We start from the raw sequence: 14,957 nt of genomic DNA on the forward strand, positions 1-14,957 counted from the left end.
CCACCGGGACAACCCGAACCGAAAGCATCACAGCGGCAGCAGATGGTGTTTGCGCGGGTTGCGGATCACCGTCTTGTCGCGCAGCAACTGCAGTGCGCGCCGCAACTCCAGGCGGGTCTGCGACGGTTCGATCACCGCGTCGATGAAACCGCGTTCGGCGGCCACCCACGGCGTGGCCATGGTGGCGTTGTAGAAGTCGATCATCTGCTGGCGGACGGCCGCTTTCTGTTCCTCGGGCGCGGCCGCGATCTGCGCCGCCCCGATCAGGCTCACCGCGCTCTCCGCGCCCATCACCGCGATCCGGGCCGTCGGCCAGGCCAGATTGACATCGGCGCCGAGCTGTTTGGAACCCATCACCGCGTAACCGCCGCCATAGGATTTGCGGACCACCACCGTCACCTTGGGGACGGTGGCCTCGACATAGGCGAACAGGAACCGGCCGCCGCGTTTGATGACGCCGACCTTCTCCTGCTCGACGCCGGGCAGGAATCCCGGAGTATCGACCACGAAGACCAGCGGAATCTCGTAGGCGTCGCAGAGCCGCACGAAATGCGAGGCCTTGTCCGAGGCCCGCGCGTCCAGCGCACCGGCGTACACCATCGGCTGGTTGGCCACCACGCCGACACTGCGGCCGTCGACCCGCGCGAACCCGGTGATGATGTTGCGGCCCGCTTCCGCGCCGTATTCGTGGAAGGCCCCGTCGTCGAAGATCCGCAGCAGCACATCGTGCATGTCGTAGCCGGAGTTGTCGGAATCCGGGACCAGGGCGTCCAATTCCCGATCGGAATCGGTGATCTCGGGTTCCAGCCCCGGATTCACGATCGGGGGCTGTTCCTGGCAGCTGGTCGGCAGGTACGACAGATAGTCGCGGACCCATTCGAACGCCGCCTGCTCGTCCTTGGCGACATGGTGGATATTGCCGTACTGGGCCTGGCTGTGGGCCCCGCCCAGTTCCTCCAGGCTGACGTCCTCGCCGGTGACCTCGCGGATGACCTTGGGCCCGGTGACGAACATGTACGCCGCCTCGGTGGCGACCACGACATCGGTGTTGATCGGCGAGTACACCGCACCGCCCGCGCATTTACCGAGGATCAGCGAGACCGTCGGGACCATTCCCGACAGGCTCTCCTGCCGGGTGGCGAGTTCGGCGTACCAGGCCAGTGAGGACACCGCTTCCTGCACCCGGGCGCCACCGGAATCGTTGATACCGATCAGCGGGCAGCCCACTTTGGCCGCGTACTCCATGATCCCGGCGACCTTACGGCCGAACATCTCCCCGACCGATCCGCCGTACACGGTCTGATCGTGCGAGAACACCGCCACCGGCCGCCCCCCGACCCGGCCGTGCCCGGTGACCACCCCGTCGCCGTAGAGCGCGTCCGGATCACCGGGGCGGCGGACCAGGGCGCCCAGTTCCACGAACGACCCCGGATCGAGCAGCATCCTGATCCGGTCGCGCGCGCTGGGAATACCCTTACGCGCGCGTTTCGCTACAGCGATCTCCCCCGCCGGTTCCTGCGCCAGCTCCAGCCGCTTGCGCAGATCGGCGAGTTTCTCGGCAGTGGTGCTCACTTGCTCCCTTTCCCGGCCGCACTCGAGGTGATCTGCGCGAGTTTAGCGGTCAGGTCGGCACCGATTCTGCCGATCCGGGGCTCGTCGATGATCTGCAGGTGGTCGCCGGGGATGTGGATGATCTCCAGATTCGGGAGGTACTGGTCCCAGCCGCCGTTCGGGCGGCGTTCGGCATAGCGCGGTTCGAGTTCGATCGCGCCGTCGTGGTAGCGGTCCGCGAGGTACAGCACCACGTCGCCGTCGTAATTCGTGGGACTGACCTGCTGCAACGCCCGATTCTCGATCCACGAGGTCTTCTGGTGTTCGAGCACTCCGCCCGGGATCTTCGCACCCGTCATCTTGATCAGATCGCTGATCATCTTGAACTGCTCCTCATCGGAGGAGTCGGCCAGTTCACGCAGCTGGTCGTCGTCGAGTTCGCCGTTGACGTTGAAGGTCCTCTTGGCGAAGGCCTGGTAGCGCTGCATCCGCCGGAACCGCTCTTCGGAGCTGTTGTCCTCCGGTTCTGCCGGAATGGCGAGATCGATGAGGCCGACGAGCCGTACCTCCGCACCTTCCGCACGCAGCAGTTGCGCGACCGCCATCGCAAGCACGGCCCCCAGCGACCAGCCGTACAGCACATACGGCCCGTCACCCTGCAGTTTGCGCAGTTCCGGGACGTACTCGCGGGCGCGCTCCTCGATCGAGCCCTCGGCCCGCTCCAGACCGTACATCGGCGTCCCCTCGGGGAGCCGCTTCAGCAGCGGTTCGTAGACCAGGGTGTTGCCACCGGCCGGATGGAAGACGAACACCGGCACGGCGTCCGACCCGTCGGAACGCGGCCGCAGCGGGCGGACGTAACCGTCCACGTCGGCACCGCTGTCCTGCAACGTGCGCACGATATCGGCGAGCTGCTCGATCGTCTCGCAGTCGAGCACCTCGTCGACGGTGATCTCCGCGCCCACCCGGTCGGTGAGCCGGGCCGCGAGCTTCTCGGCGGTGTCCTCGTCGAGGATCGGCAGGGTGTTGAAGATTCCGCCGGCCGATTCGCCGGTGACGACCGCCCACGACGCGTAGGTCAGCCGTTCGGCAGCGTCACGTGGCGGAACGTTGTCGCTGTCCGGTTCCCCGGCCGCACCGCCACCGAAGAGCGCCGCCGGCTCGGCGGGCGCTGCCGCCGCAACATTCGCCGGTTCGGCCGGGGTGACCGGAGTTTCCGTATCCGCCCCGGTATTCGCGGTGGAGTCGGTCTTCCCCTGGTTCAGTGCCGCGACCGGGTCTTCCCCGGCTTCCATCGCGGCCTTGGCGGCCTCGACGAAATTATCGTCCACGTTCAGCGCGCCGGATTCACCGCTGGCCTGCTTATCGGCCATCTCCCGCACCTGGTCACGGTGCTCGATCGCGTAGCGCAGCACCTTGCCGACCTCGTGCAGGCTGGCGTCGCGCACCGCCGAGACCTGCAGCTGCGGAATATCGAATTCGTATTCGACCCGGTTCTTGATGCGCATCGCCATCAGCGAATCCAGCCCGAGTTCCATGAGCGGGATCTCCATGGGCAGATCCTCGACCGCGTAACCCATGGATTCGGCGACGATCAGCGCCAGCCGCTCCTCGACCGACTGGCCGCTGTCCGGATTCCACCGGTCGCCGAAACCGGCGGTGTCCACCGTCTCGGCCACCGCGACCTCGGCGGCGGGCGTCGCGGTTTCGGCCGGGACGGCCGGAACCGGCAGGGCCGCACCGGAGGTGACGACCGCGTCGAACAGCAGCCGGAACCGCCCGTCCTCGCGCGCGTGCACCTGTACGGAGGCGCCGCCGGGATGCGGGGTGAGCGTGGTGGTGAGGGTGCCGGCGGCGGGCAGCGGAGCGTGCCCGATACTCGCGCCGAGCGTGATATCGGCCAGCACCTGCGACGCGGCCGCCCGGACCAGTGCGGGCAGGTCGTCGACCGCGGACGCCCGGACCTCCCAGACGTGGCGGCCGTCCGGCAGCGCGACCGACGCGCCCGGCACACCGGCGCCGCCGGTGGAGAAGGCACTCACCTTGGGCCAGTACGGTTTACGTACGAACGCGGTGCGCGGGACGTCGGCGTACGGCCCGGCCGGCAGCAGCGAGGCCAGATCGACCGGGTGCCCGTGCACGTAGAGCTGGGCCAGCGCCGCGACGACCGCGGCCGATTCGTCCTCTTTACGCTTCAGCGTCGGGATGAGCTGGGCGTCGGGCAGTCCGGCCGCGAACGTGGTGCCGAGAACCTGCATGAGCGCCACGGAATTCGGGGCCAGCTCCAGGAACGTGGTGATCCCGGCGTCGACTGCGCCGCGCACCGCGTTGGTGAAGTACACGCTGTGACGCATGTTCTTCACCCAGTAGTCCTCGGTGTGCACCGGGGCGTGGCCGGGCGCGTAGTACTGCTCCTTGTCGACCGTGGAGTACAGGCCCACCGTCGGTTTCGTCGGCTCGATCCCCGCCAGTTCGGCCGCGAGTTCCCCGAGCAGCGGATCCATCTGCGAGGTGTGCCCGGCGCCCTTGGTCTGCAGTACGCGGGCGAATTTCCCGGCTTCCTCGACCCGCGCGACGATCGCCGCGACCTGATCCACCGGGCCGCCGATCACGGTATTGGTCGGCGCCGCGTACACGGCGACCTCGATATCGGGGTACTCCGGCAGCATGGCGGCGACGTCCTCGGCGCTCAGCTCCACCAGGGCCATATTCCGGACATCGTCGTCGGTGAGCATCTCCTCGCCCTCCCGCATGAGGCGGGAACGCGCGCAGATCACCCGGACCGCGTCCTCCAGCGGCAGTCCACCGCTGATGTAGGCGCCGGCCACCTCACCCTGGGAATGGCCGACGACCGCGGTGGGTTCGGCCCCGTGCGCCCGCAGCAACGCGGCGAGCCCGAGCTGAATGGTGAAGGTCCCGACCTGGGAGGTGCCGATATCCCAATCCTGGGCATCGTCGAGCATCATCTCGCGCACCGAGTAGCCGGCCTCGTCCTGGACGAGTTCGTCGACCTCGTCGACGGTGCGGCGGAAGATCGAGTTCTCCAGGTAGAGCTGTTTACCCATCTTGCGGTGCTGGGCGCCGAAACCGGCCATCACCCACATGGGCCCCTGGGCGGCCGGGGCGTCGGCGGTGAAGACACCCTGCCCCGGTTTGCCCGCGGCGATCGCGCGCAGCCCGGTGACGGCTTCCGCGTGGGTCTTCGCCAGCACCACGCCGCGCGAGCGCCAATGGCTGCGCTTGGCCAGTGCGCGCGCCACATCGGCGAGCGGGGTCCGCTGTCCGGCATCGGTTTCCAGCCAATCGGCCAGATCGGCGGCGGCGCGACGGCGCCGGGACGGCAGATAGGCGGAGACGGCCAGGATCACCGGTAGCGGTTCGGCGCGGTCGGCCGACCATTCGGGTTCGGGTGCGGCATCGGCCGCCACGGCCTCGGCCTCGGCGACCACATCGGTGCTCGCCACCTCCAGCTCCTCGCCGTCCTCGGCGGGGGCGGACGGTTCGGCCGCCGCGGCGGGGGCGGCGGGCTTGTACTCCTGCACCACCAGATGCGCGTTGGTGCCGCCGAAACCGAAACCGGAGATACCGACGGTGGCGGTACCGCTGTAGCGCGGGAACGGCGTCGGCTCGTCGACCACCTTCAAGCGGGTCTGTTCGAACGGGATGTAGGGGTTGGGGCCGGCGTAGTTGATGGTGGCGGGCAGCACATCGTGCTGGAACGCCATGATCACCTTGGCCAGGCTCGCCGCGCCCGCACCGGATTCCAGGTGCCCGAAGTTCGTCTTCGCCGATCCGAGCAGCGCGGGCGCGTCGGCGGCACGGCCCGCGCCGATCACCTGCCCGAGCGCCTGTGCCTCGATCGGATCGCCGACCAGGGTGCCGGTGCCGTGGGCCTCGATGTAGTCGACGGTGGAGGGCACGATCCCGGCGTCGCGGTAGGCGCGGCGCAGGACATCGGCCTGGGCATCGGGGTTCGGCGCGATGAGTCCGTTGGACCGGCCGTCGCTGTTGACCGCCGAGCCCTTGACGACGGCGAGGATGTTGTCGCCATCGCGTTCGGCGTCGGCGAGGCGTTTGAGCACCACCAGACCGGCGCCCTCGGAGCGGACCATACCGTCGGCGTCGGAGGAGAAGGCCTTGATGCGGCCGTCCTTGGCCACGGCGCCGTTCTTGTCGAAACCGAGCGTGGCCATGGGAGCGAGCAGCATGTTCACGCCGCCCGCCAGCGCGACATCGGCGTCGCCGGCGCGCAGGGCCTGTACGGCCTGATGAACAGCCACCAGCGTCGAGGAGCACGCGGTGTCGACCGCGAGCGAGGGACCCCGGAAATCGTAGAAGTAGGAGACGCGGTTGGCGATGATGCTGCTTACGCTGCCCATGATCTTGTAGGCCTCGGCCGACGCCGGAACATTCGGGTCGGTCTCGCCGAGGCTCATCGCGGCGAGCAGCTGGAAATCATTGCTCGTGGTGCCGATATAAACGCCCACCGACTCCCCGCGCAGGTCGCTGGCGGGGATCCGGGCGTGCTCGAGCGCCTCCCAGGTGAGCTCCATCATCAGCCGCTGCTGCGGATCGATGCGCTCGACCTCGATCGGCGACATCGCGAAGAATTCGGCGTCGAAATCGGTGACGACGTTCTGGTCCAGATAGCCGCCGCGGGTATTACCCTCGGCCACGGCCTGCGCCACCTGCGGGTTCTCCAAGAACTCCGACCAGCGGCCCGCAGGCCGATCCCGGATGGCGTCCCCGCCGTTGATCAGGAACTCCCAGGTGGATTCCGGGGTGTCGCCCGCGCCGGGCAGCCGGGTCGACAGGCCGACGATGGCGATATCGTGCGCTTCCCCCGGCGCGTATCCGGCGGTGTAGAACTGGTCGTCGTCGCCTTCGAGGGTGAGTTCCGGCGGGCCGTTGACCACGATCTCCGCCAGCGAGCCGATGGTCGGATGCTGGTAGATGACGGTGGGGTTCAGCACCACGCCGGTGAGTTCCTCGATCTCCCCGCCCAGCGCCAGCGCGTCGCGGGAGGCGAGCCCGAACTCCTCCATCGGCCGGTCGACGGTGATCTGCTCGACCTGCTGCCCGGTGGCCTCGGCGACCCAGCGCCGCAACCACTCCCGCAGCTCGGCGACCGATATATCGGGGTTCGAGCCCCCGGTCCCGGCCGCGAGCACTCCGGCGGTGCCGTCTCCCGCCTCGCCGGGAAGGTTGTCGGTCGTCTCCGGCGACGTGCCCTCGTTATCAGCCATCAGTCCTCAAACTACCTGTCTGTACGCGGTGCGGGGCACCAGCCCGCGACATCGCGGGGATGGATGGTCGGGGCCGCGGCCCGGCTCGGGTGCGACCTACTCCTCAGGTGCATCGGGGAAGGCCTGCTGGGTGTAACCACCGCGCAGGGTGCCCTCGATATAGGCGGACTTGCACGCCCGGCGGGCGATCTTGCCACTGGAGGTGCGCGGAATCGAACCCGCGGGCACCAGCAGCAGGTCACGCACGGTCACGCCGTGGCGCTGGGAGATCGCCGCGCGCACCGCGTCGGCGATCGGCAGCGGATCGGCCTTACCGGCGCCCGGGCCGCGTTCGGCCACCACGACCAGTTGCTCGGAGGCATCGTCGGCGTCGAACTTCAGACCCGAATGGCTGCCCTGGGCGAATACCTCGGCGGGCAGCTGATTGGCCGGAACCGAGAACGCCGCCACGAAGCCCGGGCGCAGCGCGCTGCTCGCCTCCTGCGCGGAGAACTCCAGGTCCTGGGGGTAGTGGTTGCGGCCGTCGACGATCACCAGATCCTTCACGCGGCCGGTGATGTAGAGCTCGCCGTCGAAGTAGACGCCGTAGTCGCCGGTGCGCATCCAGTTCGACTCGGGCGTGGTGCCCTCGGCGTGGCTGCCCTCGGCGAGCGGGGTGACGACCTTGTTCCGGAAGGTCGCCTTCGTCTCGTCGTCGCGGCCCCAGTACCCGATGCCCATATTGTTGCCGTGCAACCAGATCTCACCGACGTGACCGTCGGGCTGTTCGCGCGCCTCGCCGTCGATCGTTTCCGGATCGACGATCACGGCCCACTGCGACTTCGCGATATAACCGCAGCTCACCTGGGCGATCGCATTCTCGCTGCCCTGGTCGACCCGCACCATCCGCCCGGCGTTGAGCTCGTCGCGGTCCACATAGGTGACCTTGGCCTCGTCCTCGGCCTTGGTCGCCGAGACGAACAGCGTGGCCTCGGCCATGCCGTAGCAGGGTTTGATCGCCGTCTTGGGCAGCCCGTAGGGGGCGAAGGCCTCGTTGAACTTCTTCATCGAGGAGGTGGTCACCGGTTCGCTGCCGTTGATCAGGCCGATCACATTCGACAGGTCCAGCGATTCGCCGTTCTTCGGCAGCCCGCGCACGGCCGCGTGCTCGAACGCGAAGTTCGGCGCGGCGGCGAAGGTCCCGGCGCCGTCGGAGGCGGCGGCGAGTTCCTTGATCCAGCGGTAGGGGCGGCGCACGAACGAGGCCGGGGACATGATGGTGATGAATTTGCCGCCCACGGCGGGCAGGATCACCGTCAGCAGACCCATATCGTGGAACAGCGGCAGCCAGGTGACCCCGCGCGAGTTCCAGTCGAGATTGATGGCGTCGACCATCTGTAGCAGGTTCGTGCCGACCGCGCGGTGGGTGATCTCCACACCGGCCGGGGTCCGGGTGGAACCCGAGGTGTACTGCAGATAGGCGATCTCGTCCACGGTGATATCGGGGCGTACCCAGCTGTCACCGAGGGTGTCGGGGATCGCGTCGACGGCGATGATGCGCGGGCGCTGCGCCGCGGGTAGCGAACGGAAGAACTGCCGCACCCCGGCCGCCGAGGAACTGGCGGTCAGGATGGCCGACGGTTTGCAGTCGCCCAGCACGGCGTGCAGCCGATCGGTATGCCCCGGCTCGTCCGGATCGAACAGCGGCACCGCGATGGTGCCCGCGTAGATCGCGGCGAAGAACGAGATCACATAGTCGAGCCCCTGCGGCGCGAGCACCGCCACCCGGTCACCGGGCGTGGTGACCTGCTGGAGTCGACCGGCCACCGCGCGCAGCCGGACCCCGAACTCTTGCCACGTCAGCTCGTGTACCTCGCCGTCGCGCTCACGCGAGTAATCGATGTAGCGGTACGCCAGAGTGTTCGCGTCGTTGCGGGTGTGCTTCTCGACGTGGTCGACCAGGGTGCGATCTTCGGGAATGGTGATATTCCCGTTCTCGTCCAGGTAGTCGTCGAAAGTCTCGTCCATTCCTTCTCCTCCGAGGCGCACGTGGCAACGGCACGTCAGCCGTTATTTACTGTGTGGCCCCGACTCGCTTTCGCAGCGGTTGCTCTCCATCCGAGAACCGTCCCCGCTGGCTTTGGGGTGCGGTCTGCGCGGTGACCGCTATCGGCTAGATGTTCTCAAACCAGAGACATGTTACAGAGATGAGCTTCTCACTCCTCCCGGAGCAAGGGAATCACCGGTGCGAACGCATCCATCTGGGTCGGGAAGATGCCGACATAGGACATACCCGTGAGCTTGCGCACCCGTCGCATCTGGTCGGCGATCTCCTCGAAGGTGCCGATCGCCACATACGGCGAGTCCAGGATCTCTTCGACAGAGAGCTTGACGTCGACCTCCAGATCGGGGTGCAGCCCGCGGTCGAGCGCCGTCAGCGCCATCTCCGCGGTCTTCTCCCGGTCGTCGGTGATGACGATGGCGGTGATCGCCCAGTTCAGCTCGATCTGCTCGAACCGATCCCCGGCGGCCTCCCGGATGAGCTCCACCTTCTCGATCGTCTTCTCCAGCGTGATGCCGGACAGCAGACCCTTACCGTTGGAGGTGGTGACGGGCACGATCGAGACGATATCGGCGTGCTTGGCGGCCAGTTTCAGCATCCGCGGCCCACCGCCGCCGGTACACAGCGGCGGGCGCGGGCCCTGCCGCGGGCGTGGGGTCCCCTTGACGCCGTTGACCTGGTAGTACTTGCCCTCGAAGGTGCACTCCTGACCCCGCAGCAGTACATCCAGGATCGTCAGCGTCTCGTCCAGTTTGGCCAGGCGGACACCGGGACGGTCGTAGTCCAGACCCGCGGCCTCGAATTCGTCGGCCTTCCAGCCGGCGCCGATTCCCACCTCGAGCCGGCCCTTCGACAGCACATCGATGGTGGCCAGATCCTTGGCCAGCACCACCGGGTGCCGGAAGCCGTTGGCGAGTACCGAGGTGCCGAGCCGAATCGTCGAGGTGGCCTGGGACAGCGCGCCCAGGGCCGCGATCGGACCGATCTGGTCACCGAGATGGTCCGGCACCACGAACGTGTCGTAGCCGTATTCCTCGGCCTGCTGCGCCGTCTGGATGAACTTGCGGGCGCCGCCCTCCTGCTTGTTTCCCTCGCCCGCGGCCGCGAAACGGAACTTACGCAGCGGAGTGCCCAGCGCGCTCAACTCATCCACCGGTGCGGCGGCTTCTGTCATGAACTCATGCTCCTGGATATCGGAAGTCCCTGCGCATCCCCCGCCGGCGCAGGGCACGGGATGCGCGATCACCAGCGCACTTTACAGCCTGCCGGACCGGAGGGAACACGCTGCGTGCGGTGAATTGTCACAAGGCGCCGCACCGGCGCGACCGCATGGGACAGTCACGCCCGCGACCCGCGCGCGATTACGAATGCGGCGGCGCCGGCGCGCCCTCCACCAGGCCGATCGCCCAATTCGCCGCCCACTGGGTGGCGGTGGTGCCGTCCTGATCGACCACGAACCCGTGGTAGAGACTGTGCACCGGGTTGCCCACCGCCTGGGTGAGGGTGCCGAGACTGCCGAAGATATTGGCCGGGCTCAGCGCGTTGCGCGGAGCGTCGCAGATCAGGTCACCGGGGGCACAAATGGTGTACACCCGGTCGGCGAGATCGCCGAACCCGTCCTTACGCGGTCCGGTCATGGTGATCCCGGGGACGGTGAGTCCGCCCAGCGCGACCTCCGCACCGACCCCGGGCGGGGGGGTGCCGACCTGGATCGGCTGGCCATCGCCCGTCTCGCCGGTCCGGCGGCCGTCGGCGATGAGCGTCACACCCAGCACCTTGTTCTCGGGGACCGGGCCGTTGCCCTTGCCGATCTGCTCGGCGATATCGCCGGCGATCACGGCACCCTGCGAGAACCCGGCCAGCACATAGGTGGTCAGCGGGCACTCCTGATGCCGGGACGTCATGAAATCGAACGTTTTGCGGGTGCCCTCGGTCCGGCTCACGTTGTAGGAGGCCTGACCGTCCGGCGGGATCGCCACCGGATTGGAGAACTGTGCGACGTAGGGCACGGTGTAGACGTCCACCCGCTGGTCCGGAAACTGTTCGCGCACCGGATCACTGACGTTCAGCATGAGCGACGCCGGATTGGCCGACGGGTTGTAGGGGTCGTCGGCACTGCTGGACTCCCAGGTGCCGGGCACCGAGATCATCTGCACGTCCGGACAGCTCGCGGGCTGACTGGTCGGCTCCTCCGGACCCGGCGGGGGGCCCGGAGGCTCCGGCTTCCGCAGACACCCGGCCAGCAGGTACCAGAGCAGCACCACGATGACCAGCCCGGCGACCATCAGCCCGAGCACCGTGAAACAGCCGGACCTGCGGGTCCGGGAACGTCCCCTACTCACCGCCGCACCTCTAGCAGTAGCTCGACTTGGCGGTAGCGATATAGATCTGGCCCGCCTGCTCGACCGGCATCTTCGCCGGATCGAACGACGGATCGGACCCGGCCATCGCGGTCACGAAGGTCGCCATATCGGCGTCCGAGGTCCCCGCGGCGACACCCTGGCACACATAGTTCCCGATGCTCAGCGCGATATCCGGGCTGGACGGGGTGACGCCCTGCTTGCCGAGCTCATCGAGGAAGGTCTGCTCCTTCGCGCCGAGCTGACCGGTATCGGCCTCCTGCGGCGGCACCGGCGCGGGACGCTCCGGTTCCGGTGCGGGCGCCTCCGGCTGCTCCGGTTCGGGCGCGGCCTCCGGTGCGGGCGCCTCACCCTCCGGAGCCGGGGTCTCGCTCCCGGGCGCCGGGGCCGGGGCCGAACTCACCGACGATGCGGCCGGAGTCGACAGCGTCGGGGTGCCGGTCGCGGTCGAATCGTCGTCGCCACAGCCTGCGAGCAGGCCCGCGGCGGCCACGGCCGCCACCACACCGAGCAACGTGCCTCGGGTCCGATACATACATTCCATCCTGTGCTCCGGCGCGCGAGAGCGCGCGGGTCCGGCGGCCCCTCGGTCACGGGCCGCCGAACCATTGGGTTGACCGTCAGGTTGCGTCCCGGCCCGGCGGTTCGCCGGGCCGCGACCCCCGAGAGTAGTCCCTACCGGACTTCGGCGCGGTTGTCTCGGACAGTGATGGTGCCGGTTCGGAAGTTCTGCTGGACTCCACCGGGCACGGGGAACTCGTCGCTGATCGGGAAGCCCAGTCTGCCGTTTTCGTAACCGGCGTCACGCCAGGCGTCCATGATGGGGCCGTTGCGGACGGCCCAGGCTCCGGACAGCGGGCTCCAATAGATACTGCCGCCTTCGAACCTTGTGAAGCGGCCCAGATCCTTCAACGGGAGCTCCGGGGCGGCCGGGAAGCCCAGCCAGCTGTTCTCGAAGCCGAGATCGGCGTACTTGCCCAGGATGAAGCCCTCCAGCCGGTGGGCGCCGGTGGCGGGGCTGAAGTAGAAGGGTCCGCCCTCGAAAGGTTGCACCGCGCCGTCACGGTGCGGCGTGCCCACCTCCGGACCGGCCGGGTACTTCGCGGGACCACCCTCGAATCCCTGCCGGCCCCATTCGTCCAGAATCGCGCCGCGCACCATCTGCGCTCCGGTTTCCGGAGTCCAGTACAGCGCCCCGTTCCGGAACGGCTGGAACCGGCCGCGCCCGTCCGGGAGCGCCTGTTCGCCACCGACCGGCAGGCCGAGTCCGCCCTGCGGTCCGGCGGCGGCCTGATAGCCGCCACCGATCCGGCCGTACACCGGATGCGCGCCGCCGTCGGCGGACCAGAAAACCCGCCCGTTGCGGAAGTCCTGGGCGATTCCGCCCGGTACCTGGTATTCGGCGGTCAGGCAGTCCCCCAGCCAATCGTTGGCCGCGGTGACGCCGGCGACGGCCCCGCCGACCGCGCACTCGGGTTTCGCCACGGGTACGCCCAGCGCCGCCGCGGCCTGCGACCAGGATTGGCGCATCTCGAAATCCCAGTACGGCCAGGTATGCGTTCCGGCCGCCCGATAGTTGACGGTGGCCGGAATCCCGAGTTTCCCGAGTTCGGCGACGAAATTCTCGGAAGTGAGCAACGCCAGGGTCTCCAGGCCCATTCCGAACATATTCGTGGTCACACCCGGTATGTCGGTGCCCTCGTCGTGTTTGCCGGAGGCGCCCGTCCCGCTGGATATATAGAGGGATTTATCCTTCAGCCGCTCGGCCAGCAGCATCGGATCGTGTTCCTCCCACGCCGGGCTGCCGGGCGGTCCCCACATGGCCCCGGCGTCGAACCCACCGGCATCGGCCATCGCGAGCCGAATGGCCTGCGGCATACCCGTGCTCGTGGTGGTGAGAAATCCCGAATACGAGGCAGCGAACTTCGCGAACTCGGGGTTGCGCGCTGCCAGGAACATTGCGGCGGTGCCGCCCATGGAAAGCCCGGCGATTCCCCGGGTGGCGGTGGCCCGCCACTGGCCTTCGAGCAGCGGCGGAAGTTCTTTGGTGAGGAAGGTCTCCCATTTGTAGTTCTTACCGTTGTCGGGCTTCAGCCAATCGGAGTAGAAACTCGACTGCCCGCCCACCGGCAACACCACGGTGACGTTCTTGTCGGCGAAGAAATCGACGGCGCCGGCATCCTTGATCCAGCCGCTCTCGTCCTCGGTGGCGCGCAATCCGTCGAGCATGTAGAGCACCGGGAACCGGACACCGGGCTGGGTGTTCCAGTCCCGGGCCAGCAGCAGCCGCACCTGGATGGGCGCGGCCATCGAGGGTGAGTTCACCCACACCTCGACGTGGCGGTCGGAATGCCAGATGACATTGCGGATGGTGGCGGGCGCCGCGGCGGCGGTGGGCTGGGCGGACACGGGCGCCTGGACGGCGGCGAACGGCAGGATCAGGGCGGCCGCCAGCGCGGCCAACTGCCGCCGGCCGCGTGCGCCGGTGCGATCGGCCGTCCCCCCGGACCCGCGAGTTTTCGCTGCCACCCACTGTTTGTACCGCTGCCACAGGCGGATTCCCGGTAGGACGCGCTGAGAGCAAACCAGTTGCCACCCCCGGACCCGGCGAAAACAAACGGCGCCACCTGCTTCGATTCGAAGCGGGTGGCGCCGTTCGCGACAGCTACAGGTTCAGCGGCAACCTCACGGCATGCCGTCGATCACCAGCCGTTGGTCGAGTCCAGGAACATCTTGCGCGACGCGAAGAGCTGGCCTTCCCAGTACTTCCAGGAGTGGGTGCCCACGTTCGGGAAGTCGAAGTAGGCGTTGATGCCCAGCGACTTCAGCCGCGCCTGGAAGGCACGGGTGTTCACCAGCGACAGGGCCTCCAGAGCCATGGCGTTACCGGTGTTGAACGCGCCGATCGCGGAAGCCGGCTTGTCGTACGGGCCCGGCAGGCCGCTGGCCGCCGAGATGTACATCGGCAGACCCTTGAGCTGCGGGGCGAACACGAACGGGTCCATCCGCAGCCACTGCGGGCTCCACGGGGCGGCCATCGAGTCGACGTTGAAGCGACCCGCGTCGAGCATGGCGATACGGATCGCCTCGCGCATACCCGGCGCCGAGATGTTCAGGTAGCCGGAGTAGGCCGCGGCCGACCGGAACTGATCGCGGTGGTAGGCGGCCAGCGCCAGCGCGGCGCTACCACCCATGGACAGACCCGCGATCGCGTTGTTGGTCCGCGAGACGCCGTAACCCTCGAGGAAGGCCGGGAGTTCCCTGGTGAGGAAGGTTTCCCACTTGTAGGTGAACTTCTGGCCGTTGGTGTTGCTCGGCGAGTACCAGTCGGCGTAGAAGCTCGACTGCCCGCCGACCGGCATGATCAGCGAGATGTTGTCGTTGCCGAACTGCTGGAGCGCGTTGGTCTCGAACGACCAGGCGTTGCGATCCTCGCGGGCCCGCAGACCGTCGAGCAGGTAGAGCCCGGCGTTGCCGCCGCGCGCCGCCCACTGGACCTGCACCTTGATCGGGCCCATGCTCGACGGAACCATCAGTTCCTCGAAGGCACCGCGCTGCACGGGCGACGCCACCGGCGCGGCCACGGCCGCGGTCGGGGCCGCGATACCCGCGGCCACCGGAAGCGCCAGCACCGCGGCACCGATTGCCAGAATCCGGTTACGCCAACCGCGAGGTGACCGCGACCCCGTACTTCTCTTCGGGCCGGCTGCCCTGCCGAAACGCATGAATTCTGCTCTCTTTCTGCTGTTGTGGTGTTGT

The 14,957-nt window shown here is 68.2% G+C and carries 8 protein-coding genes; all 8 read right to left on the reverse strand.

Features of this window, described 5'->3' with window-relative positions:
- Nucleotides 1-27 precede the first annotated feature (27 nt).
- The 8 genes from ACZ6SF_RS08555 to ACZ6SF_RS08590 all read right to left on the reverse strand — a co-directional run bounded on the left by ACZ6SF_RS08555 (nt 28) and on the right by ACZ6SF_RS08590 (nt 14,923).
- Entirely contained in the window at nt 28-1,572 is a 1,545-nt protein-coding gene (locus tag ACZ6SF_RS08555; protein WP_466061424.1) for an acyl-CoA carboxylase subunit beta, read from the reverse strand.
- Nucleotides 1,569-6,797 (reverse strand): polyketide synthase Pks13, encoded by a 5,229-nt coding sequence (gene pks13, locus ACZ6SF_RS08560; RefSeq protein ID WP_466061425.1) that lies wholly within the window; start codon nt 6,795-6,797, stop codon nt 1,569-1,571. The genes ACZ6SF_RS08555 and pks13 overlap by 4 nt, the downstream gene beginning before the upstream one ends.
- Nucleotides 6,798-6,893: 96 nt before the next feature.
- A complete protein-coding gene (gene fadD32, locus ACZ6SF_RS08565) occupies nt 6,894-8,804 on the reverse strand; it encodes a long-chain-fatty-acid--AMP ligase FadD32 (RefSeq protein ID WP_466061426.1) in 1,911 nt (636 codons plus the stop codon).
- A 188-nt stretch (nt 8,805-8,992) separates the two neighbouring features.
- A complete protein-coding gene (locus tag ACZ6SF_RS08570) occupies nt 8,993-10,012 on the reverse strand; it encodes an LLM class F420-dependent oxidoreductase (RefSeq protein ID WP_466061427.1) in 1,020 nt (339 codons plus the stop codon).
- A 187-nt stretch (nt 10,013-10,199) separates the two neighbouring features.
- A complete protein-coding gene (locus ACZ6SF_RS08575) occupies nt 10,200-11,123 on the reverse strand; it encodes a cutinase family protein (protein WP_466062220.1) in 924 nt (307 codons plus the stop codon).
- Nucleotides 11,124-11,190: 67 nt separating this feature from the next.
- Complete coding sequence (locus tag ACZ6SF_RS08580) at nt 11,191-11,733, reverse strand: DUF732 domain-containing protein (protein WP_466061428.1); 543 nt, start codon at nt 11,731-11,733, stop codon at nt 11,191-11,193.
- 140 nt (nt 11,734-11,873) lie between these two features.
- Nucleotides 11,874-13,727, reverse strand: a complete 1,854-nt coding sequence (locus tag ACZ6SF_RS08585; RefSeq protein WP_466061429.1) for an alpha/beta hydrolase-fold protein — start codon at nt 13,725-13,727, stop codon at nt 11,874-11,876.
- 173 nt (nt 13,728-13,900) lie between these two features.
- Nucleotides 13,901-14,923, reverse strand: coding sequence for an alpha/beta hydrolase (locus tag ACZ6SF_RS08590; RefSeq protein ID WP_466061430.1), 1,023 nt, complete (start codon nt 14,921-14,923; stop codon nt 13,901-13,903).
- Nucleotides 14,924-14,957: the final 34 nt, after the last annotated feature.

It is taken from the genome of Nocardia sp. NPDC049935, from assembly GCF_055586645.1.

Excerpts from the sequence above, each read along its gene's own strand:
- pks13 (WP_466061425.1), bottom strand. The coding sequence starts at position 6,797 with ATGGCTGATAACGAGGGCACGTCGCCGGAGACGACCGACAACCTTCCC.
- fadD32 (WP_466061426.1), bottom strand. The coding sequence starts at position 8,804 with ATGGACGAGACTTTCGACGACTACCTGGACGAGAACGGGAATATCACC.
- ACZ6SF_RS08570 (WP_466061427.1), bottom strand. The coding sequence starts at position 10,012 with ATGACAGAAGCCGCCGCACCGGTGGATGAGTTGAGCGCGCTGGGCACT.
- ACZ6SF_RS08575 (WP_466062220.1), bottom strand. The coding sequence starts at position 11,123 with ATGGTCGCCGGGCTGGTCATCGTGGTGCTGCTCTGGTACCTGCTGGCC.
- ACZ6SF_RS08580 (WP_466061428.1), bottom strand. The coding sequence starts at position 11,733 with ATGTATCGGACCCGAGGCACGTTGCTCGGTGTGGTGGCGGCCGTGGCC.
- ACZ6SF_RS08590 (WP_466061430.1), bottom strand. The coding sequence starts at position 14,923 with ATGCGTTTCGGCAGGGCAGCCGGCCCGAAGAGAAGTACGGGGTCGCGG.